At 54.9% G+C, this 20,731-nt stretch carries 22 protein-coding genes and 1 pseudogene; 9 read left to right on the plus strand and 14 right to left on the minus strand.

The window, feature by feature from the left end; all coding sequences use genetic code 11:
• Positions 1–199 precede the first annotated feature (199 nt).
• A complete protein-coding gene (locus tag MW046_RS14475) occupies positions 200–1,246 on the plus strand; it encodes a phytoene/squalene synthase family protein (protein ID WP_247994871.1) in 1,047 nt (348 codons plus the stop codon).
• A 461-nt stretch (positions 1,247–1,707) separates the two neighbouring features.
• On the opposite strand, the gene MW046_RS14480 is transcribed toward MW046_RS14475, so the two are convergent.
• Both MW046_RS14480 and MW046_RS14485 read right to left on the minus strand, forming a co-directional pair.
• A complete protein-coding gene (locus MW046_RS14480) occupies positions 1,708–2,301 on the minus strand; it encodes a DsrE/DsrF/DrsH-like family protein (protein WP_247994872.1) in 594 nt (197 codons plus the stop codon).
• Between the two features lies 1 nt (position 2,302).
• Entirely contained in the window at positions 2,303–2,545 is a 243-nt protein-coding gene (locus MW046_RS14485; protein ID WP_247994873.1) for a sulfurtransferase TusA family protein, read from the minus strand.
• Positions 2,546–2,748: 203 nt separating this feature from the next.
• Between MW046_RS14485 and MW046_RS14490 the strand changes: the two genes are divergently transcribed.
• The 5 genes from MW046_RS14490 (at position 2,749) to trxA (ending at position 5,534) form a co-directional block, all read left to right on the plus strand.
• Positions 2,749–3,921 (plus strand): MBL fold metallo-hydrolase, encoded by a 1,173-nt coding sequence (locus MW046_RS14490; protein WP_247994874.1) that lies wholly within the window; start codon positions 2,749–2,751, stop codon positions 3,919–3,921.
• Position 3,922: 1 nt separating this feature from the next.
• Entirely contained in the window at positions 3,923–4,417 is a 495-nt protein-coding gene (locus MW046_RS14495) for a YeeE/YedE family protein (protein ID WP_247994875.1), read from the plus strand.
• Positions 4,414–4,881, plus strand: coding sequence for a YeeE/YedE family protein (locus MW046_RS14500; RefSeq protein ID WP_247994876.1), 468 nt, complete (start codon positions 4,414–4,416; stop codon positions 4,879–4,881). Before MW046_RS14495 ends, MW046_RS14500 begins: the two co-directional genes overlap by 4 nt.
• Complete coding sequence (locus tag MW046_RS14505; protein ID WP_247994877.1) at positions 4,874–5,071, plus strand: hypothetical protein; 198 nt, start codon at positions 4,874–4,876, stop codon at positions 5,069–5,071. Before MW046_RS14500 ends, MW046_RS14505 begins: the two co-directional genes overlap by 8 nt.
• 61 nt (positions 5,072–5,132) lie before the next feature.
• A complete protein-coding gene (gene trxA / locus MW046_RS14510) occupies positions 5,133–5,534 on the plus strand; it encodes a thioredoxin (protein WP_247994878.1) in 402 nt (133 codons plus the stop codon).
• A gap of 71 nt (positions 5,535–5,605) precedes the next feature.
• Here trxA and MW046_RS14515 read toward each other — a convergent pair whose 3' ends face one another.
• Entirely contained in the window at positions 5,606–6,064 is a 459-nt protein-coding gene (locus MW046_RS14515) for a DUF302 domain-containing protein (RefSeq protein WP_247994879.1), read from the minus strand.
• Between the two features lie 157 nt (positions 6,065–6,221).
• Between MW046_RS14515 and MW046_RS14520 the strand changes: the two genes are divergently transcribed.
• Positions 6,222–6,626 carry a helix-turn-helix domain-containing protein gene (locus MW046_RS14520; protein ID WP_247994880.1) on the plus strand — a complete coding sequence of 135 codons (405 nt, stop codon included), beginning with the start codon at positions 6,222–6,224 and terminating at the stop codon, positions 6,624–6,626.
• Between the two features lie 272 nt (positions 6,627–6,898).
• Here MW046_RS14520 and MW046_RS14525 read toward each other — a convergent pair whose 3' ends face one another.
• Positions 6,899–7,495 carry a DJ-1/PfpI family protein gene (locus MW046_RS14525; RefSeq protein WP_247994881.1) on the minus strand — a complete coding sequence of 199 codons (597 nt, stop codon included), beginning with the start codon at positions 7,493–7,495 and terminating at the stop codon, positions 6,899–6,901.
• 150 nt (positions 7,496–7,645) lie between these two features.
• Here MW046_RS14525 and MW046_RS14530 point away from each other — a divergent pair, with 150 nt between their 5' ends.
• Positions 7,646–10,123, plus strand: coding sequence for a heavy metal translocating P-type ATPase (locus MW046_RS14530; protein ID WP_368411420.1), 2,478 nt, complete (start codon positions 7,646–7,648; stop codon positions 10,121–10,123).
• Positions 10,124–10,142: 19 nt separating this feature from the next.
• Here the strand turns inward: MW046_RS14530 and MW046_RS14535 are convergent, their stop codons facing one another.
• The 8 genes and pseudogenes from MW046_RS14535 to MW046_RS14570 all read right to left on the minus strand — a co-directional run bounded on the left by MW046_RS14535 (position 10,143) and on the right by MW046_RS14570 (position 17,515).
• Positions 10,143–10,835, minus strand: coding sequence for a DNA-directed RNA polymerase subunit epsilon (locus tag MW046_RS14535; protein ID WP_247994882.1), 693 nt, complete (start codon positions 10,833–10,835; stop codon positions 10,143–10,145).
• 52 nt (positions 10,836–10,887) lie between these two features.
• Positions 10,888–12,195 carry a DolP-mannose mannosyltransferase gene (locus tag MW046_RS14540; protein WP_247994883.1) on the minus strand — a complete coding sequence of 436 codons (1,308 nt, stop codon included), beginning with the start codon at positions 12,193–12,195 and terminating at the stop codon, positions 10,888–10,890.
• Between the two features lie 101 nt (positions 12,196–12,296).
• Positions 12,297–12,590: pseudogene (locus MW046_RS14545) on the minus strand (Na+/H+ antiporter NhaC family protein); the annotation flags it as partial.
• A 223-nt stretch (positions 12,591–12,813) separates the two neighbouring features.
• The gene (locus tag MW046_RS14550; RefSeq protein WP_247994885.1) at positions 12,814–13,779 is read right to left on the minus strand and encodes a PLP-dependent cysteine synthase family protein; all 966 of its coding nucleotides are present in this window, start codon (positions 13,777–13,779) and stop codon (positions 12,814–12,816) included.
• 207 nt (positions 13,780–13,986) lie between these two features.
• Positions 13,987–14,766, minus strand: coding sequence for an IclR family transcriptional regulator (locus tag MW046_RS14555; RefSeq protein ID WP_247994886.1), 780 nt, complete (start codon positions 14,764–14,766; stop codon positions 13,987–13,989).
• 697 nt (positions 14,767–15,463) lie between these two features.
• A complete protein-coding gene (locus MW046_RS14560) occupies positions 15,464–16,561 on the minus strand; it encodes a hypothetical protein (RefSeq protein ID WP_247994887.1) in 1,098 nt (365 codons plus the stop codon).
• Positions 16,562–16,799: 238 nt separating this feature from the next.
• A complete protein-coding gene (locus MW046_RS14565; RefSeq protein WP_438268195.1) occupies positions 16,800–17,078 on the minus strand; it encodes a DUF7521 family protein in 279 nt (92 codons plus the stop codon).
• Positions 17,075–17,515: a winged helix-turn-helix domain-containing protein gene (locus MW046_RS14570; RefSeq protein WP_247994888.1), complete on the minus strand. Its 441-nt coding sequence runs from the start codon at positions 17,513–17,515 to the stop codon at positions 17,075–17,077. The genes MW046_RS14565 and MW046_RS14570 overlap by 4 nt, the downstream gene beginning before the upstream one ends.
• 186 nt (positions 17,516–17,701) lie before the next feature.
• On the opposite strand from MW046_RS14570, the gene fer reads away from it, so the two are divergent.
• The gene (fer, locus tag MW046_RS14575; protein WP_247994889.1) at positions 17,702–18,343 is read left to right on the plus strand and encodes a ferredoxin Fer; all 642 of its coding nucleotides are present in this window, start codon (positions 17,702–17,704) and stop codon (positions 18,341–18,343) included.
• A gap of 54 nt (positions 18,344–18,397) precedes the next feature.
• On the opposite strand, the gene MW046_RS19485 is transcribed toward fer, so the two are convergent.
• Together MW046_RS19485 and MW046_RS14580 are read right to left on the minus strand one after the other, a co-directional pair.
• On the minus strand, positions 18,398–18,523 hold the full coding sequence (locus MW046_RS19485; protein WP_282190233.1) for a hypothetical protein: 126 nt from the start codon (positions 18,521–18,523) through the stop codon (positions 18,398–18,400).
• A 120-nt stretch (positions 18,524–18,643) separates the two neighbouring features.
• On the minus strand, positions 18,644–20,563 hold the full coding sequence (locus MW046_RS14580) for a hypothetical protein (RefSeq protein ID WP_247994890.1): 1,920 nt from the start codon (positions 20,561–20,563) through the stop codon (positions 18,644–18,646).
• Between the last annotated feature and the right edge of the window lie 168 nt (positions 20,564–20,731).

Here is a 20,731-nt window from a genome sequence, read left to right on the forward strand (position 1 = left end):
AATGACATATTATCAATTACTAATGAATTTTATCATGCTGTCGTCCATATTTACCGTATGGCAATTAGACGAACGCAGCGCATGGCAGAGGTGAATCAATGATACAGAGACAGTTCCGTAACCAGACACCGATCACAGTGATATCCGGACTGTGGATGAGTGTTCATGAGCATAGACACGCGGTGTTACAGGGAGAACCATGGTAGATACCACACAGGTCAGAGAGAGCAAAACGATTCAACAGCAAACAGGTACTACGTTTCACCTCGCAACGCGTTTGCTTCCTCGGCGTGTTCGCCACGCAACGTACGTATTATACGCGTTCTTCCGAATTTCTGATGAAATCGTCGACGATCCCGGGGACCTATCTCCGACCCATCAACGAACGCAGCTGGAACATCTTCGTGCGGCGGCACTCGGCAAACGAGAAAGCGACAACCCGGTGGTGGCGGCATTTGCTGACTTGCGGAGAGAACACGACATTGCTACCGCCGACGTGAATACGTTTATCGACGCGATGGCAACGGATATCACGAAACGTCGATACGACACGTACGCAGAGCTCGAAGCGTACATGGATGGATCGGCTGCCGCTGTTGGCCGGATGATGACCTCCGTAATGCTTCCCGGTGATCCTTCTCAAGCACTCCCACACGCAACGGCGCTCGGAGAGGCGTTCCAGCTCACGAACTTTCTGCGAGACGTGCGAGAGGACGTACTCGAATACGGACGGATCTACCTACCTCGATCGACACTCCAAGCCCACGATGTGACCGCCGAACAGATCGAGCGGCTCGAATTCACCGACGGATTTGCGGCGGCCGTGCAAAGCGAGCTGGAACGGACGGAAGCACTGTATCGACGAGGCGTTGATGGAATCGCGCATCTCCCCAACGAAACCCAATTCGCGGTGTTGCTCGCTGCTGTTCTGTACGCCGACCACCACCGCCTCATTCGAGAACAGGGCTACGATGTGTTATCGAATCAGCCGACATTGAGTATCACCCGCCGGGTCGAACTGCTAGTGCGAACGTGGTGGCATTGGCGCCGGACGAACGACCCACGATCGACGTTCGAAACTGTAAGCTCATTGGTGACAAATGAAGGAGGCTATAATGGCGAGCGCGAAGCGGGTTCTAATGGCGGAGTACGTGAGGAATGGACTGTCTTAGCGAAGCGTTTTGTGGGTTCAGTTCAGTCGCGAATCTCGCTAATCTGTCTCGAAATGATTCGCTGGATAACATAAAACGGATTTCGTTGATCACTTTCGGCGGTGACAATTCGAAGACATCTCAGTCGGGTATCAGGGTGTTGATCCTTCGCACGATATTTGCTCGTTCGCCGGACTCTGACAGCGTGACCATATCCCGTTCTTGGTCGTATATGATGAGACCTTCGTCTAGTAACGGCTGTATCCCCTCCTCCACTACTCGTGATACGAGCAACAGTCCGTGGCTGTGAAGATAACCGTCCTTATATACCTCTATACTCTCGTGCTTGTAGACCTCATTCACCGATCACAGAGAAATCACTGATGTACCGTTCAACGATGAAATATGCCGGGAGAAACGGCCTAGGGTTTGCAACAGCCACAGAAACCCTTGAGAACGGTCGGTTCCGGTAGTCGAGAAGTGCTTCCGTGACAGAGTGCGATTGCGAACGATGCCACCGCTCATCAGCCGGTCGCAGCCGACGGCGGTGACTTCTTCAAACGAGCAACTGAATATCGGCGTCGGCCATGTCCTGGAGTGCCGTAGCGGCACCGACGCCGGCGGTGACGCCGTCGTAGAAGTCGTCTTCGTCGTAATTCATCAGATCTATCGTCATCTGACAAGCCTGAAATTCGACGTCCATCTCCATCGACGTTTCGAGGAGTTCCTCGATAGTGACCGTGTCGTTGTCCCTGATCTGTTTTTCCATCATTTTGGTCGTCATACGATCCATTCCAGGAAGCGCACCGATCGCGTTCGGCACCGGTATGTTCGGATTGCCGATCGAGCTCAACTGCAGATCCTTCGAGTGTTCTTCGTGGAGGATATCCAATCCCCAGAACGTGTGGAACACCGTCACCTCCCATCCGAAAGCGGCAGCTGTGCTGGCGAGGATGAGCGGCGGGTAGGCCATATCCAGGGTACCTTTTGTCGCAATGATCGACATCTTCGGCAGACTGTCATCCGATGTAGCTTCGATATCGACGAGACGGTCCTCGACCTGTTCGAGACGTGCTTCTAGCTCTGGGCGACTGAGAGACGTCTCACCCCCAGGAGCCGGATCAGACGTGTCGTTAGTGTCCGTATTCATCTCACTTCGTCTTGCGGACGTAATGTTTGTAGACGTCACCGTCTTCTTTCTGGTCAAGGAGTTCAACGCCAGCAGTAGAATCAGCCCAGCCACAAAGATCGCTCAGACTCCCAGAATCGGTCGCAAGGACTTCCAGAACCGCATCTTCCTCGAGGTCGTCGATCGCCTGCTTCGTCTTGACAACCGGCATTGGACAGCTTTCTCCTTTAACGTCGAGTGAATCTGTCGTTTCGTATCTAGTCATAGTATTGCCTTCACTACCCAATATTGTAACGACAGGTAAAAGCGTACCGGTAGCAATTCAGTGTTCGCACACAACCAATATTTGAACCTTCGTTCACCACCCGATAAACGCTGTGAACGGCGGCTATCCTAAGATAGTATTGTATATTATATGGTCTACTATGCAAAGTCTTATTTGCGACACGTGGATACCCATGAACGACAATGGCCGATGAACCTCCTACAGAGATTGACGAACCGGTTGCATCGATCACCCCCGAGGAACTGCGACAGCACATCGACAGTGGTGGCGACGTGTTCATCCTCGATGTCCGCTCGAAGAGGGATTTCGAGGCGTGGCATATCGATGGAGCGAACGTCGAAATAGTGAATCACCCCTACTTCCAGTTGCTAGACGGGGTTCCCGAAGATCTACACGCAAAACTTCCTGACGACCAGAAAATCACGGTACTGTGTGCGAAAGGCGACTCCAGTGAGATGGTTGCCGAACAGCTCTCTGAAGACGGCTACGATGTCGATCACTTCGCTCGTGGCATGAAAGGGTGGGCTCGTATCTACGAATATCAGGAGCTCGATGTGAACGTCGACGCCACGATCGCCCAGTACCAACGGCCATCGAGTGGTTGTCTCGCGTATCTCATCGTCTCTGCCGGCGCAGCGGCCGTTATCGATCCTCTTCATGCATTCACTGAGGAATACAGACGGGACGTACGCGCCCTTGGTGTCGAACTCGAGTACGCGCTCGATACGCACATCCACGCGGATCACATCTCCGGCGTTCGTGCCCTCGCTGCACAGACCGATGCCACTGTAGTACTGCCCGAAGCAGCTGCCAACCGTGGCGTTGAGTACGATCATGACTACGAGACTGTAGCCGACGGCGACACGATTCCTGTTGGCGACGTGGATATCGAGGTACTCTCCACTCCCGGCCATACCACCGGGATGACCTCTTACAAGGTTGAAAACGTCTTATTCACGGGTGACGGTCTCTTCATAGAGAGTGTTGCTCGGCCGGATCTCGAAGATCAGAAGGCTGCACGGAACGCGGCGCAGACACTGTATGATACCCTCAAAGAGCGGGTTCTAAACTTGCCTGCGGACACGACTGTCGCTCCGGCACACTTCAGTAATGCGGCAACGCCCGACACCGATGGCACGTACACGGCCGAACTCGGGCAACTGAAGGCGTCGATCGATGTGCTCTCGATGAATACAGACGAATTCGTCGAATTCACCGTCTCGAATGTACCACCACGTCCCGCTAACCACGCGGATATCATCGCAACGAACCTTGGGCAACAGTCCCTCGACGAGACGACGTTCGAACTCGAACTCGGGCCGAACAACTGTGCTGCCGAGACGCTGACGAACTAATATGACCACGATTGTGCCATCTCTCATAATCGCCGAGAGCTTCCCCCGCGGGATCCTACCGTATCTACTTGGAGGAATCCTCGTCGGAGGCGGCGCGGCTATCATCTATCTCGCAACGGGAATCATCGCAGGAGCAAGCACGTTCCTCGAATCGACGCTATCGTACGTTTCCGACGTCGAGCGGTTTAACCGATTCAAATACATTCGATCGCGTGGATGGCGAGTCGTGTTCACCGCTGGGATCGTCAGTGGTGCAGCCGTGTACGGACTCGTGTTAGACCCGGGGATTTGGACGACTGACGTCCAGTGGTGGCGGTTGCTCGGCGGAGGCTTTCTCGTCGGGATCGGAACGCGACTCGGTAAAGGCTGCACCTCGGGCCACGGTGTCTGTGGTGTCGGTTCGTTTTCGATCACTTCGATCGTAAACGTGGCGACGTTCCTCACTGTTGCGATCGGCACCGCGCAGCTCGTGGAAGCTCTGGGGGTGTCGCCATGAGCGACACTGATCGGAGTCCGTTGTTCCTCCCCGTCATCTACATCGGTGGGGTGATCTTCGGAACCGGACTGGCCGTCAGCGGGATGGCACGACCGGAAATAGTGCTGGATTTCCTCCAGTTCAACGACTTCGGTCTCCTGTTCGTGATGGGCGGGGCAGCCGTCGTCACCGGAGTCACCTTCACGGTCGCAACACGATTTCTTGATCGTGCACCGCTGACCGATAGCGAATACACCCGCCGCGTGAAATCGTTCGACCGCAATGTCGTCATCGGTGGTGCGATTTTCGGCGTCGGCTGGGGCATTTCGGGCATTTGTCCGGGGGCCACCTACGCCAGCATTGGCATCGGCAATATCCCCATCCTCTGGGCGATCGCCGGAATGTTCGTCGGCGCATACGCACAGGGATACTGGCGAGGAACCCGTGCGTCAGAATCCACCGCTGCAACAGCTGCTAATGACTAACGAGACCCAGTTCTCGACGCGCGTCATCGTGACTCAGACGCCGCGCGGTCGAGTCGATCACAAGCTTGCAGCCATCATACCAGCTTCGCATTCTTTTTTGAACGGCGGTCTCGCTATCGCTACACGAGCGCTCGCTGCCATTCGCCGACTTCGGTACGGCACTGAATGGCGTCGGCTCATGACGTCATAGACGGACAGTATTGTGTCATTCATACAAAATCCATAAGGGTGTTCGACGCGTATGTAGGACGATGAGTGACGATCGATCCATCGAGGAGATCCGCGAACAGAAGCTCGAAGAGTTGCAAGCCGGACGAGAGCAGGATAGTCCATCGGAACTCATTCATATCGATCATCAATCCGATCTGAGAGACACCACTGAAACCCACACCACCGTTCTCGTCGACTTTTACGCTGATTGGTGTGGTCCCTGTCAGATGATCGAACCCATAGTCAAGGAAATCGCTGCTGAAACCGATGCGGCCGTCGCAAAGGTCGACATCGATACCAATCAGCGCCTCGCATCCGAACACGGTGTCAGGGGCGTTCCTACGCTGCTCCTGTTTGCCGATGGCGAGCCAGTAGAACGCGCCGTCGGTATGCAGGACAAAGAATCGTTGCTGGACCTCATCGACCAGTACACCCAATCCTGAGAGCTGCTCGAACGGCACTGGTTCGACTGCCCGGAAGGACCGGTAATACAGGCAGTTTCGAACTCCGATCGTTACTGAGAATTATCTACAGCATCGAGATTCGCAATAGCCGTCTCGACGAGTTCGCTCGTATCTGCGATGATCTCGTCCCACTTCTCCGTGTCCGGAGCCATTCCAAGGAGACGAGCGATCCGCATAATACTGATGTGATAAACCTGCTGCACTCCCGGTTCGTTCTCCCAGATGATGACATTACAGGGGAATAGTCCGCCGATCGTCGGGGTCTCGTTGAGCGCTCGGTTGGCCATCTCTGGGTTGCACGCACCGAGCACGTAGTATGGATCGCGGTCAGCGTCGACCTTTTCGTTGAGCAAATCCGAGGGCGAAAACTCGACCGGTACACCGAAGCCTGCAGCGGTAAACGTTTCACGAACGTGCTCGATGGCTGCCTCGTGATCCATCCGGAGCGTCGCACGCTTCTCGCCGATGTCTTCGGGATCGATCGCCCGTGGATCGATAGGAAGCTCCATAGTGGGGAGTGGTTCCATGACTACTCAAAGATACTGGTTCCGTACCACCGGTGTAATGGGCGACGGGCGACGGGATCGCTCGGCAGAATTTATCGGGGATAATATTGCACTACGTCCACAAATCTTTTATTTGGGAATCGACTGATCTCTGCTACGAATGCCCGATTCGCTGAACGAAATGCTCCGGCAAGACATGGACTGTGAAGGGCTGCTTGAGTGTTTCCATGGATTCAGGGAACTCGACAAGGAAATTTTCCGTATCCTTATGATGAGTGGTGAATCACTGACCGTCGACGAGATCGCTGAACAGGTCGACCGCGAGCGCTCGACGGCTTATCGAGCAGTGCAACGACTGCTACAGGTCGGTTTTATCCAGAAAGAACAGATCAACTACGATCAGGGCGGGTACTACCACGTCTACCATCCGACGAATCCCGACAAAATTGCCGATGACATGCAGCAGATGCTCAACGAATGGTACGCGAAGATGGGCCAGCTCATTCAACAGTTCCGGGATAAGTACGACCAACCACCCGAACAGTTAGAAACTGCTCGGTACTAATCGTTCCGTGTGTTGGGAGTTTCCGCCATCATCGTCGTTTCGAATTCCGAACCGTAAATGTACAGTTCAGTCCGTGTGTATCGGCAACGCTGATAGTGGGTATCAGCACTGCGAACGACGCTCTGGTGGCGATTCGACGGACAGCCGAACTCGATAGCCTCCGTGCGACGACAGCGATGTGCCTGTGAAAATCCCTCTGACAGTTAAATCGAACTCCGGTCAGAGTTCGGATGTATCCGCGAACTCCAGGACCGAACTGAAAGAAGATCCCGTTAATCAGTCGGGGCTGTAGCTGGCTCGCCATGCTCTATTTCCGTTCCCAACACCGCGACGAATTCCCGGAGCCACTCCGGATGATCGCTGTACAGCCGCCCGGTTACGAGGTTTCCATCGACGGTAACTTCATCGACCCACTCGCCGCCAGCGGCTTCGATGTCAGGAGCGAGCCCCGGATAGGACGTACACGTCCGTCCATCGATCACGTCAGCAGCGATGAGGATCTGGGGGGCATGACAGAGCACTGCTGCCGGTTTGTCAGCTTCGAAGAAGTGTCGAACCGTGTCGAGAACCGCGTCGTTGAGACGAAGATATTCGGGCGCGCGACCACCAGGAAGAACGAGACCATCGTACCCCTCGGGATCGATGTCTGCAAACGTCGCGTTCAGTGGCAGTTCGTGCCCTTCCATTTCGCTGTACGTTTGGGCACCTCGCTCGTCGTGGACGGCCGTTTTGACGTGATCGCCCGCTTCTTTGTCCGGACAGACAACATCAACATCGTGCCCGATCATCTGTAGCGCTTGAAACGGAACCATCGCCTCGTAGTCCTCCACGTAATCGCCCACGATCATTACCAGTGATTTACCAGCCATGAATCGATCACCAGAAGACGATACGAAAGTGATGAGGAAAACCGTTCGGCGCGCCAATGCAACGTGTTGGCACGATTGACGGTGGTCGATCGTGGTCATCGACTGGTAACAAGGAAAAAGGTACGTGGGATCAGCGAGAGAGTACCATCCATGACCCCCATGGAATCGGAAGGGACCTGTGATTTGTGTGGAATGGCCCTCGATGGCTCACCGCTCGAAGAGAACGGCAGTACGTTCTGTTGTGTCGGATGTCGTGAGGTTTCCGAGATCCTCAGTGACCAATCAGACATCGAGGGGCGTGAGGACCGGACGAATACGAACAGGGAGAACGACGACGGTCCGTCAACAAGCCACGAGCGCACATTTCTCCGGATCAGGGGCATGCACTGTACGACCTGTGAGACGTTTCTCGAAAACGTCGCTGAGACGACCGACGGGGTCACCAGCGCAGAGGCAAGCTACGTCAGCGAAACCGTTCGCGTCGATTACGATCGCGATCGCGTGACTGAACAGGAACTGTTGGAGGTGCTGAGCACCGCCGGATACACGGCCTACCAACGTGATGATTCGATCGCACAACGACAGGCCGACGATGAGATTATTTGGAGATTGCTCCCCGGCGTCTTACTCGGTATGTGGGTGATGCTCCCGTACATCGTGTACATCTATCCGATGCATTTTAGCCTCTATCCGGATCGAGTGCTCGAATTCACCCGTCAGTTGCTCACCGATGCAGCGTATTTCTATTACGTGCTCTTTCTGTTTACGAGCATCATCCTGTTTTATACAGGGAAGCCGATTCTCAGGGGCGCTTACGTGAGCCTCAAGGCTCGACACCCAAATATGGATCTCCTCGTCGCGCTCGCGGCGGGCAGCGCGTATCTATACAGCACGTTAGCAGTGATTCTCGGACGTATCGACATCTATTACGACGTAACCACCGCGATCATCGTGGTCGTTACGGCCGGAACCTACTATGAGTCGTCGATCAAACGAAAGGCGGTCGATCTACTCACGGAGCTGAACACCGCACGAGTCGATACGGCTCGCCGGTATCAGAACGACGGAACCACGATCGAGAGCGACGTCGCTGACCTCACACCGGACGATCAGATCCTAGTCCGGGCTGGCGAACGAATTCCGATCGATGGCGTGGTGTGTGATGGCGAGGGTACGGTCGACGAAGCGATCATCACGGGAGAATCCCTGCCGGTTGCCAAACGAACGAGCGACACTGTCGTGGGCGGCTCGGTGCTCACGGACGGCGCTCTGGTAATTGCCGTCGGAGAGGACGCCAGCAGCAGCCTCGATCGAATCACATCCCTCGTCTGGGATCTACAGAGCTCGAATCACGGAATCCAACAGCTCGCCGACAGGCTCGCTGTGGTGTTCGTTCCGGTGATCGCGGGATTAGCACTCACTGCCGGTGTCGCGTACCTCGCATCCGGTGCCAGTCTGTCGAATGCGGTACTTGTCACACTCACAGTCCTCATCGTTTCGTGCCCGTGCGCTCTCGGGCTTGCAACGCCGCTTGCCGTGGCTTCAAGCATCCGCGAGGCCATGGAGCACGGTCTCGTCGTGTTCGACGACACCGTCTTTGAGCGCCTGCGCGAGATCGACACCGTCGTCTTCGACAAAACGGGAACTCTCACGACGGGCGACCTGACGGTGCATAGGGCCGATGCTCCGGCGGAACTCCTTCAGGCGGTAGCGGCGGTGGAACGTCGGTCGTCTCATCCCGTCGCTGCTGCCATCGTTGCCGCGTTTGGCGTCACTCACGAGACCGATCCGAACGAAGCCGACGAGCAACGCGTGACTGGAGAGATGTCTATTGAATCGTCAGACGATGCGTATCGGAGCCACAGCGACGATCAAGTATCAGATTTCAGTACACATGCGACCGGCGTCGAGGGAACGGTTGGAAAAACGGACGTGCTCGTGGGGCATCCCGAGCTGTTTGTCGAACAGGGCTGGGCGATCTCAGAAACGCTCACAGAGCAGGCAGCAACAGCCCGTGCTGGCGGTCGATTGCCCGTCATCGTCGGCTGGGATGGGGATGCTGAGGGGATCGTCGTTCTCGAAGACGAACCACGCGAAACATGGGAAGAAACGGTGACAGCGCTACAGCGACGCGATATCGAAGTCGTCATTCTCACCGGTGATGAGATCGAAGCGACCGATGCTTTCCGTCACCATCCACACGTCGACACCGTGATTGCCGGTGTACCACCAGCAGCGAAAGCCGAGACGGTACAGCGACTCCAAACCGACGAACAGGTCGCAATGGTCGGCGACGGGACGAACGACGGTCCCGCTCTCGCCAGTGCGGATCTCGGCATCGCGCTCGGGAGTGGGACTGCGCTCGCCGTCGACGCGGCAGAGATCGCTATCGTCGATGACGATCTCTCGTCAATCGAAACCGTGTTCGATCTCGCATCTGGGGCGAAACGCCGCATCAAACAGAACATCGGGTGGGCGTTTCTCTACAACGCGATCGCCATCCCGACCGCTCTCTCGGGAGCTTTAAATCCGTTGTTTGCCGCCGCAGCCATGGCGACGAGCAGCCTTCTCGTGGTCACCAACTCGTCTCGTAACCTCCTCGATGAGTCGGACTCTGCATCCGACTGAGACACCTACGGCACACGTCTTATAGGATCGGCAAAGCCGGGTCATGGGACGGCGTCCGGCCGTACACTGCCCCTCTCAAGTCCTGATCGTCGAGTTGATCGGTCAGCACGCGCCGGAGACGATTGAGGCTGGTGATATCGAGATCGACGGATTCACAGAGAGCTGTGAACTGCTCGTCGTCGGTGATCGATCGGAACTGGTTGTACAGATCGGCGAGCCGCTCGGGTGGCTGGTCGTGAAGCCACTCCTCATCGTGCAGCCCGAGATAGTGTTCCCGGTCTCGATCGACGATGTGACGGATCACAACCAGCGCCACGGTGGGGATTGCGCGCCGGCTGCCGAAGGCTGTGAGATCGAGATCCACCATGACACCGATCGCGCGATCGCGCTGCCACGGTGTCAGTTCGAGTTCTGTACACAGTGCATGTGTGATGCGGAGTTTGTCAAGCCGGTGGGCTCGTTCGCTGTACCCCGCCATTGCTGGATGACGCTCCTCATGGAGGCGACGCACGTTCTCGGATAGATCGCGGGCAGGATCGTCCGCCCGTCCGATCCGGGTCGCACTCGGTGAAACCAATCCCCACCGCCGCACCGTCTCATCGCGCTGGCGAGCAGCCCGCGAGACAGCGCCATCGCCGGGCCGACGGCTCATTGAAGCCGCCGCAGCGGTGTCCGAGTCGGCCCTCGAAAACGGACGCCCGTTATCGGACATACTGATCGGTACTCACTGCACAGCGGTAAATCATGTGGGTCGAATCGAACGATCAGAACTCCGTAGGCCACTGGCCACACTGGATCGTATGCAACCGGTCATCAGTCGCCGCGATCCACCGCAACTCGTTCCGGCTGAGGCGATAATGACACGTTTCGGGGGTGCGCTTTTCCCAGTAGATCGTCTGCATGTCGGGGACGGACGCCTCGTCTTTCGTTATCGGCAGCTCCTCGTCCGGTGTCGCTCGCTCTTCGTTGTCCTGTAACGTCGATTTGAGTGGCGAGCCGGTGACGTGCCAGACCGGACCACTCAATACGAGCACTACGAGCACGACGACGATCCACTGACGGCTTTGAAGCGTCACGATGTGTGGGATTCGGATCGGAAAGGGATCGACCGCCGCTACGGCGAGCGCCACCCCGAACGCGACGAACGCCAACCAGAGTACGAGGTCCGTCGATCCGTCCATGTCGACGATCAACGCTTGAAGACCGAACAGGAGTGCGCCCGCAATAACCCAGTAGGGACGGCGATCGTGACCGGTACGACTCCAGCCGTAGAACGCCACCGGAAGCACGACCATTCCGTAGCCGAACACGAGGAGGATCGAATAGATTCGTCCGGGGAGGGTGTAGGGTGCGCCGCCGACGAACGGCGCGAGGATCGTCTCCACACCCATCGGGACGAGTGCTCCTACCGCGGCAAACCCGAGCACGAGAGGTCCGGCGACAACGCCGGTACCAATGACGACCGACAGCGTTCCACGCCATCCATCGTGCTGTGCTGCCATCCCCCCGACGAGAAGCACGAAGCCAGCCCCGGGCTGCCAACAGCCTGCGCTGAGGGCTGCGAGCGCACCGGCCGCAACTGGCCGATCCTGGAGAACAAGCCTGAGTGCTACAAGCCCGAAAAACAGCGCGTAAAACTGCGCTCGAGTACCGACCGGTGGCATGAGGTACATTTCCGGAACGAGGAGCACCACCAACCCCGCAGCCACGGCTGCTACGTCATCGTCGGTAAGACGGAACGCCAACCACCCGACTAACAGAACGCTCGTAGCGTTTACCACAGTCATGAGCGCGCCACTGAGCGTTTGGAGAACGACCATGTTACCGCCGGAGAAAGCGGCGAGAACGGCAGTGAGTCCGAAGACGATCGGCGGATTGACATCCCAGACATCGACGTACGGTATCCCGGCGTTGAGAACGTACCATCCTGTGTGCTGGAAGAACGCTGGATCGGTCGCAGTCTCGGGCCACATGAAACCGAGATAGCCGACGTATGAGAGCACGAACAGGATCCCGACACACGGGAAAAGAGCCACGAACCATCGGGGAACACCGTCGTGGATCGTCGACATTACGGCCTACTACGGACGCAGTTCACTTACGTGGCGGTGGTCTCCGACGCATGTCTCACACGATCGTCCACTGACACGACCGCGATGCATCGACCGGACAGTCAGTCGTCCTCCGCCGTCTTCCGTAGTGGCAACTGGGTCGTTCCGGGCTTTACCGGATGTTTTTGCGCTGTGTCCCCCTCAGAGAAGACGTACACGAGACTGCACAGCACCCCTTGTCCGACTGGTAACAGGACGAGCGGCGTGATGCTAGTGAATCCGTGAAGTAGAAAAACGGCCGTCGTAACGCAGAAGACAGTCCCGGCGTAGTACATCCGTGTGCGAACGTGGTCAATGTGATCCGAGCCGGCAAACGTCATCGAAAGGATGGTGGTGCCAGAGATCAGTGAACAGTTATCACCAAAAGTATAGAAGTAATGATAAACTCCAACTCAACCGATCATACTCCAGAACGATATCTGGTAATACAAAAATATTTCTTCTATCTCCCTTTCGTTAGTTAATATAATATATCAGGGACATCAATATTCGAATATCGAACATATCTAAGGAACAATAACGATCCATGCATTAAGTGGGGGATTCACGTTCGGCAGTGATCATCAAACAATGGAGCAGTCAGGAACCATTAGAAACCGATCCGTTCAGTTCGTCATAGAGTCTGTCTGAGAGATATTTCAAACCCGTGTCGCAGGCGATGGTGACGACAGTTTCATCGGGACGGCGGTTCGCTGCGATCCGCCTCGCAGCAGCGACGTTCATTCCCGTGCTCGTTCCGACGAGCAATCCATCCTCGTTCGCGAGTCGTTGAACGCACTCTATGCCGTCCGCAGTCGGAAGCGTACAAACTCGATCGTACAGATCCCGTTCGAGGAGCGGTGGAGAACTGACCATAGCTGTTCCTTGCACACGGTGAGAACCCGTTGTCTCAGCGGAGATAACGGGGGATTCAGCAGGTTCGACGACCGTGACGGTGACCGAGGTGTCGTAGTTTCGGAACGATCGGGCGGTCCCCATCGCACAACCCCCCGTGCCAACGACCATTACGAAATCGTCTATCTCCGGTTGTTGGTGAAGGATCTCTCTGCCGAGCGTTTCATATCCGATGAGCTGATCGGAATTATTAAACTGATCAGTAAAGTATGCTCCTCGCTCTGACTGGAGCGTCTCGGCTTCGGCTCGAAGATCATCGGACAGCCCATCGTACGTCGTTCCATCAGGCGTTTCGATGACTTCGATCTGTGCACCAAGCGCCCGCATGGACGCGATTTTCTCCTCGGCAACGCAATCAGCGGTAACGAGATGCAGCGGATGACCCAAAACGGTACAGACGAATGCGAGACTCGATCCGGTACTCCCACCGGTGAATTCCACGACTGGCTCTCCCGGTGCAAGCGTTGTACGCCGCCGTGCTTGCTCGATCATCGCCAACGCCATCCGATCTTTGAGGCTTCCAGTTGGATTTGCTCCCTCCCATTTCACGTAAATCGAAGCACCCCCCTCTGGACGTAGTGACGGAAGTTCGACCATCGGCGTGTCGCCGATCCCATCGAGCGTGCCGCCATCGTTAATGTCATTCGACATACTATCTCCGCCGGTGTACTCTCCGCTGTGGTCACTAGGACTCACATTGTTACATATTCCTGTTTAACAATAAAGATTGGCGTTACAACGACGTCCATGGGAGAGCCACTGAGAACGTCCGATACAGCAACGAGTAGGCACCACGTTCACCGTCGTCGTAGGATGGGGATGGGTTCGCTGACATCGAACAACGACTGCTGACTCAAGTCACCCTCGAAGTCCTGAATAGGTGATTCGGAGTTCGATTTCGTTGGCCGCTCCGAGTAGTTGGTTGGGAACCTCTTCACGGAATCGCTTACCGCGTAGACGGTTCTCGGGTGCACCGATACCCACAGCACCGATCGCACGGTCCTCGGCACAGATCGGGACACCCACCCCCCGGACACCGTCGATCTCCTCGTTCTCGTTGAACGCGTACCCCCGTTCACGAATCGCGGCGAGTTCGGTGAACAGTTCGTTCGGCTCTGTGATCGTATGACTTGTTCTGCCCGGAAGTCCTCGTCGTTCGACGATCGATTCGACGTTCTCGTGTGGAACGTACGCGAGTAATGCCTTGCCAGCCGCGAGATAATGAAGGTGTGATCGTTCTCCGATAGTGCTCTTTATCTGAAGGGCATCTTCTCCCATCGCCTTATTCAGATAGACTGCCCAGCCATGCTCTTCGACGATGAGCCAGATCGCCTCACCGGTCTCTTCGGCGAGTTTCTCCAATAAGGGTTCAGCGATTCGCGACAGTTCGATTTGATCCCGAACGTGGATCCCCAGTTCGAGAAATCGAAGACTCAGTTGATACGTGTTCCCGTTTTTCACCACGAACTCTCGTTGTTCGAGCGTAGCAAGGTGAGCGTGTGCAGTGCTCTTTGCGATGTCGAGCCGGTCGGCTAGCTCGGTGACTGTTGCCCCGTTCGTGTTCCAAAGGGATTCGACGACATCGAAAACGGTATCTGTAGTTTTGATAGTCCGTCTCGACTGTCGATCGTCGGTCATAGCACTGCCTCGGACCCATTTGCAATAAATTTGTTGTTATCCAATGGGATGATGAGCGACGATGTATTCAGACCGTTCGTTGTCACCGAACAAAAGGGGAATGGCACATGGAAACATCGAGAGTGATGAGGTGGTTACCCGTGGTCAATGGAGTCTCAATATCGAGAGGGGTTCCAGCATCACGCGAGCACTGTAGTTACAAACGTACTACTGTAATGGAGTTCCGAACGGAGTGCGGTTCGACACGGGAAATCTGTTGCCGGTAGACAACAGTGCCGAGAACGCCATCCACGTCGGAGTAGGAATCTTAGACAAATAGTTAAAAGTAATTTCTCATATAAAAGTGTCATTAAACTAGATGTCCAAAATAGAACAGACGGTGATTATCGAGTTCATTACTGTCCGAGAAGGTCCAATAGGCACTAAACCAACGCTCGTACCGCTATATTCGCCTCGAAAGGATGAATCACCCTGTCCGCACTAACTATCATCTAGAACAGGGATACACGGTCCATTACGGTGGTTTTGGCGTTATCAAACATACAGTACATACCTTCAAATGTAATCATTGTGTAGCACCATGTTCGGTGCAAGATGAGTGAATTATTATATATGATTATTACTATTAACTTCAGCAATAGCTACAGTAGACCCACGTCTGGAAAACAGTGTCGGTCAAAAAATGGTAGGATCGTAGCTAGCAGTCTTCCTGGTCTTCGTCTGTCCCAGTTACTTCATCGTCTCCCGACGCTTCGTTGGTAGGCTGCGAGCTGTTCGTTTCCTGTTGCTGGTCAGTTTCGGTCTGTTGTTCTGTTTCTGAGGTCGGTTGTGTCCTATTGTCCGTTTTTGATTCTCCTGATTCCGTTTGGGTATCAGTCGACGGTTGCTGGGGTTGCCCCTCGGTTGCCGTCGTGGTTTGTGTGTCAGTCGGTGTTGCTGTCTCGGTTGCCGTCGTGGTTTGTGTGTCAGTCGGTGTTGCTGTCTCGGTTGCCGTCGTAGTCTGCGTTTCAGTTGGTGTTGCTGTCTCAGTTACCGTCGTAGTTTGTGTGTCAGTCGGTGTTGCTGTCTCAGTTACCGTCGTAGTTTGTGTGTCAGTCGGTGTTGCTGTCTCGGTTGCCGTCGTAGTCTGCGTTTCAGTTGGTGTTGCTGTCTCAGTTACCGTCGTAGTTTGTGTGTCAGTCGGTGTTGCTGTCTCAGTTACCGTCGTAGTTTGTGTGTCAGTCGGTGTTGCTGTCTCAGTTACCGTCGTAGTTTGTGTGTCAGTCGGTGTTGCTGTCTCGGTTACCGTCGTAGTCTGCGTTTCAGTCGGTGTTGCTGTCTCGGTTGCCGTCGTAGTCTGCGTTTCAGTCGGCGTTAGCGTCGACTGTTCAACACTCACTGTGAGGGTGTATTCCGTTTCGTCCGATGCAGCAACGCTAACGTAATACGTCCCGGGAGCAGTATCGATCGTTAGTGGTTCCTCCGTGGAAGCAGATACCGTTCCGAGATGATTCCCCTCAAACGTAAGCACATCGGCAAACACGGACGTTTCAGTGCTATCCGGACTAGAAATGTCTACGACTAGTTCGCTTTCTTCATCAATCGTGATCGAATAGTAATCGACGTCCGTTTCTCCATCGATCTCGTCCGTAATAGGCGTTCCAGACTCGATCGGAGTAGTAGTAGGAGGAAGGTCATTTGTACTGACCGTCTCGACAGCACCGGCTTGGTGGGGAACCCACATCGCCGTAATCACCGCTCCTGCTATTATAATAGCTGTGAGGACGGTTGGAAGATTCACTTGATAGCGAGACATCAAAATATAGGATTAATCCCATCACCTTAACTATATCCATTCATTAGTATATTATTACACTTAGTTTCGTTCCACGGTGAACGGCAAGATCCAGAAGGAACGATGCTTTTAGCTGAGATATAGGTTCGAAGTTCTTGATCAACGAGCGACAAGAGTCGTGAGTGAGTAGGCAAGGAGCTCACAAGAACACGACGCGTTGGCAGTACGAGACCCTTATGGACGACAAATGAACCGAAAACTATCGCCCGTACAGCCCGACGATCACGACGACAAAACCAACAGAGATAATTAGACTCTCAATGAGCATTCCAACAACGGATCGAAGTCCCATGAGATGATGAAAAATCCCGACTAACACCGTTCCAACAGTGATAATCGATAGGCCGACAGCGAAGTATTGAAGTCCATCTATCTTTGTTCTCAGATACGCACGATACGCGAGTAACGCGACGATGCTACCGAGGACGAGCGCGAGAATCTTAGCGACGACGAGCAGGGTGACGATCGCATCGATCATGACTCCTCTTTCATCTCCGACCAGAACGTAGCCATGCGGTCCGTTGCGTCCGTTTCCGGTCGATCGACCGAGAGCGAGAACGTCCCATCATCGATATCGATGGCGATTCGCGTGAAAGCCCGTTCGTACAGCGTGGCGTTCGGCCCGTTCCGTCGGATCTCAGTGTACTCTCGAACGAGCTTCGCCTCTCCTAGCCGTTCGAGTTTCCGATAGACGGTAGAACTGGCCATCTCACACGATTCACACAGCTCCGTCGCAGACGTTGGTCCGTCCAGTGCCAGAAGGATCGTTCGGCATTTCTCGTCGTTGAGCGAGCGCAACACGGTCGGGAGGTCGGAGTGCGCGTCGTCCGTTGTCGTTCGAGTAGACGTATCAGGCATCTCAACCTGCGATGGAATCAATGAGAGCCGATCCCACTCGACGTTTTTCTCGGTCATTCTCCCCAAGCTGCTTCGTTTCGGTATCTGGACACGACAGGTCATGTATTTCGGGTGCAGGGATAAAGACCCTCCGTCTGCTTTCCGCTCTTAAAACCGCGCAACGTCGACCGGATTCAGCGCTGCGGAGGTGACGATCGTTGACGAGAGGAGAGGACTTATGCCTCCGCCGTTCATTTTCGGTATGTGGTTTCCTCGTTCGATATTCTTGGGATCGACCCGGACGCAGACGACGCCGAGATCGATCGTGCGTACCGACAACGGGTGAAGGAAGTCCATCCGGATCACGGGGGATCGGCTAGCGAATTCCAGCGGGTTCGAACCGCGTACGAACGGCTCAAGGCTGACGGCGAAACACCAGTGTATGACGCTGAAAACGTCGATGATCCGAATCATCGTCATCCCAAATCTCGTGTCGAATATCTCAACTACGAGGTCCTCGACGATTACGGATGGTCACTCAGTGACGAGGATCTATTCGAAAAGGCCGCTACCACACAGCTAGACGTGGTTGATTACGGACGGTTTCTGGTTCGACCACACGAATCGTTGTTGGAAGCCGCCGAAAACCGTGGTTTCGCGTGGCCCTTCGCTTGCCGAGGAGGTGCGTGTGCTAACTGTGCAGTCGCAGTCATCACGGGCGAGCTAGCGATGCCTGTCAACCACATCCTCCCCTCAGAGATGAGCGATCGAGGGATTCGACTCTCCTGTAACGGAATGCCCATGACGGAGACGATGCAGGTCGTATACAACCTCAAACACCTCCCGGAACTCGACGATCTCCAATTGCCTCCACGACCCTTCGAACAAGCCTGTGCCAGAGAATGATGTATAATTGTCCCATTTCGTCGTTCGCGCATCTCCGGGTAACCGACGTGTGAGCTACGTTCCAAGCCACCGAACGAGGACACCAGCGAGCACTACGATCGCTCCAGCGACGAACGTTCCCGGGATCGGAAGAACGAACAGAACGATGCCGACTGCGATGATGAGGGTCGATAAACGCATGGATCCAGTATGTGCCGACAGCAGTTACCAGTTATGTCCATCAATATGCCATAAATACTATTAATATCAAATTGGTATTAAATGCGCCAGTACGAGCACCCAAGATCGGGATGGGAACTACTAGTTGGCAGAAGGCGTCTCGACGGTACGAGCGGATTTCGAAACGACGTATCCGACAGTTTCATCGACATGTATTGTTTCATCATCCACGCTCCGTTCTTCCTGCAACCGAACGTCAACGCCGTTCTGATTCAGATTCCGGTACCGAAGATGACACGGATTCGATCCATCAAACGTCTGTACATCCGCGAGAAACACGGGGGTGCCGTTTCGGGGGGGTTGGAAACGTATTCGTGACCAGTCGTGTGTGACATCGTTCGGCGTTCGTCCGACTTCGAACGTCGTTCCCGCTAACTCGACCGTTCCTCGCTCGAAAGCGATGTATCCCACGGTTTCGATGACGTGACCGTTATCGTGTGCCTCGTCCTCCTGAAGACGAACCGCAACACCGTGGGGTGTCACGTTGTTGTTGCGAGTGATGATCGCATCCGAGCCGTTGTAGGTCTGTGATTGAGTAAGTACGATCGGGCGATCACTGAAGCTGGAATCGAACGTGACCGATTCGAATGTGGTGTCAGTTCGAACGTTTCCGACTACGACCTGATTCCCCGCGTTCGTTCGATACGCCCCATCTTCCGCGACGATGAAAGAAACGCGTTCCACGACGTGTTTATCATCGAGATACTCCCACTCTTCGAGTCGAACGTCGAAGCTTTCGGATCCGACGTTTCGAAGACGGGTGTGACACGGTTGTGGTCCGCGTTCAGTCACCGGTTTCACGAACACTACCGGATCTCGATACGTGTCGTTGAGTGAGATGGTGTGCCAGTTATGATCGAGTTCGGTCGTTCCGGTTTCTCCGGGAACCGTCGCCCGAGGTGCGCCAAAACCCCTGTTCGGTCCATCGAAGGCGTTGTCGTGGGCGTCGAATTTCTCCCACGAATCCCGTGCTTCCACACGGTAGGCATCATCCGGCCCGCCCGGTGCCACCGGCTGCGAGGGATGCCAAAAGTCACACCCCCACACTTCATCACCCTCGACCGAAAGGCCGCGCTGCACGATTCCCTCGACACCGCTACCCTGCATACTCGTCGCGTTCATGAACGTACAATCTCGCACGTGAATGTATTTTCCACCTCGATCGTGCTTGTATCCTTGATTGTCGAGCCACTCCGCCGATCGGTTCTGAATGAGACGATGCATGTCCATCGCGTGGCTTATCCAGTTCGGACCGATGACGGACTCCGTCAGAACCCACGATTCGGATGGATAGCCGAACCCCGAGACACCATGCCGGTTCCGATCGTAGAACGACCGGTCACACCACAGGTGACCATTGTACTGTTCGATGCCGTAGCCGTATCCCGCCATGAGGTTGGAGTGAAACGTACAGCGAATGACGTCAGCGTCCGTTTCGACGTTCGTGGCACCCAGCATGATCCCCGCGAGAGTCCATCCCCAGAACTCACAGCCGATCGCCTCGAACGTCCCCGATGTGTCTAGAGACCAGATCCCAGTCGACACTCGATCGTTCAGATCGGTTGGCTCGAAGTATTCGAGATCCGTGTTCGGTCCACGCATCGAGACGCCCCACAGGGTTGGTGGTTCGTCGTTGGAGCGGGAGATGAACGTCGGGTTCTCACTCGTCCCTGAGGTGTTTTCGTAGGTGTCTCGTTCGATGACGGGTCCACGTCCAGAAACAGTCGGATCGCAAAAGCCACCGACTAGTTGAACTCCCGAACCGACAGGGATCGGCTCCGTCGTCTGCAACGTTATCGTATCATCTATGTAAACTACGGTATCGTCGGTGCCGACAGCCTTTTTCAATTCGCTTGCTGTCGATACGATGTCCGTTGCATCGTCTCTCGTTGGCATTTCCTTCGGTCGTTGGACTGCTGTACCACCGTGCGTTCCCTCTCCAGCGCTCCCCCCAATATTCCGGGCGTAGCCCTCCAAGGGATCTTCATGTGCTAATGACATTCTGATTCGATATGATTGTTTGTTATCATCTAACGATGATCGTTCGTATTCCGATCAAAATCGGATGGGACTGTTCAGGTCACTCACCGACAGCCGGCATGAATGTGATAATTCTGTCTTTTCCATACACCAAATTATTACCTCATACAAATTAATCTTTCGTTCTAT

Origin of the sequence: Halocatena salina (assembly GCF_023115355.1) — an archaeon.
Taxonomy (GTDB): Archaea; Halobacteriota; Halobacteria; order Halobacteriales; family Haloarculaceae; genus Halocatena; species Halocatena salina.

What these genes read in the sequence shown, in the direction of transcription:
- MW046_RS14500 (WP_247994876.1), top strand. Translation starts at nt 4,414, where the DNA reads ATGAGCGACACTGATCGGAGTCCGTTGTTCCTCCCCGTCATCTACATC.
- MW046_RS14490 (WP_247994874.1), top strand. Translation starts at nt 2,749, where the DNA reads ATGGCCGATGAACCTCCTACAGAGATTGACGAACCGGTTGCATCGATC.
- MW046_RS14475 (WP_247994871.1), top strand. Translation starts at nt 200, where the DNA reads ATGGTAGATACCACACAGGTCAGAGAGAGCAAAACGATTCAACAGCAA.
- MW046_RS14555 (WP_247994886.1), bottom strand. Translation starts at nt 14,766, where the DNA reads ATGACCGACGATCGACAGTCGAGACGGACTATCAAAACTACAGATACC.
- MW046_RS14520 (WP_247994880.1), top strand. Translation starts at nt 6,222, where the DNA reads ATGCCCGATTCGCTGAACGAAATGCTCCGGCAAGACATGGACTGTGAA.
- MW046_RS14525 (WP_247994881.1), bottom strand. Translation starts at nt 7,495, where the DNA reads ATGGCTGGTAAATCACTGGTAATGATCGTGGGCGATTACGTGGAGGAC.
- MW046_RS14530 (WP_368411420.1), top strand. Translation starts at nt 7,646, where the DNA reads ATGACCCCCATGGAATCGGAAGGGACCTGTGATTTGTGTGGAATGGCC.
- MW046_RS14570 (WP_247994888.1), bottom strand. Translation starts at nt 17,515, where the DNA reads ATGACCGAGAAAAACGTCGAGTGGGATCGGCTCTCATTGATTCCATCG.
- MW046_RS14485 (WP_247994873.1), bottom strand. Translation starts at nt 2,545, where the DNA reads ATGACTAGATACGAAACGACAGATTCACTCGACGTTAAAGGAGAAAGC.
- MW046_RS14515 (WP_247994879.1), bottom strand. Translation starts at nt 6,064, where the DNA reads ATGGAGCTTCCTATCGATCCACGGGCGATCGATCCCGAAGACATCGGC.
- MW046_RS14535 (WP_247994882.1), bottom strand. Translation starts at nt 10,835, where the DNA reads ATGTCCGATAACGGGCGTCCGTTTTCGAGGGCCGACTCGGACACCGCT.
- MW046_RS14480 (WP_247994872.1), bottom strand. Translation starts at nt 2,301, where the DNA reads ATGAATACGGACACTAACGACACGTCTGATCCGGCTCCTGGGGGTGAG.
- MW046_RS14495 (WP_247994875.1), top strand. Translation starts at nt 3,923, where the DNA reads ATGACCACGATTGTGCCATCTCTCATAATCGCCGAGAGCTTCCCCCGC.
- MW046_RS14560 (WP_247994887.1), bottom strand. Translation starts at nt 16,561, where the DNA reads ATGTCTCGCTATCAAGTGAATCTTCCAACCGTCCTCACAGCTATTATA.
- MW046_RS14540 (WP_247994883.1), bottom strand. Translation starts at nt 12,195, where the DNA reads ATGTCGACGATCCACGACGGTGTTCCCCGATGGTTCGTGGCTCTTTTC.
- MW046_RS19485 (WP_282190233.1), bottom strand. Translation starts at nt 18,523, where the DNA reads ATGCGTTTATCGACCCTCATCATCGCAGTCGGCATCGTTCTGTTCGTT.
- MW046_RS14505 (WP_247994877.1), top strand. Translation starts at nt 4,874, where the DNA reads ATGACTAACGAGACCCAGTTCTCGACGCGCGTCATCGTGACTCAGACG.
- MW046_RS14550 (WP_247994885.1), bottom strand. Translation starts at nt 13,779, where the DNA reads ATGTCGAATGACATTAACGATGGCGGCACGCTCGATGGGATCGGCGAC.
- trxA (WP_247994878.1), top strand. Translation starts at nt 5,133, where the DNA reads ATGAGTGACGATCGATCCATCGAGGAGATCCGCGAACAGAAGCTCGAA.
- MW046_RS14565 (WP_438268195.1), bottom strand. Translation starts at nt 17,078, where the DNA reads ATGATCGATGCGATCGTCACCCTGCTCGTCGTCGCTAAGATTCTCGCG.
- MW046_RS14580 (WP_247994890.1), bottom strand. Translation starts at nt 20,563, where the DNA reads ATGTCATTAGCACATGAAGATCCCTTGGAGGGCTACGCCCGGAATATT.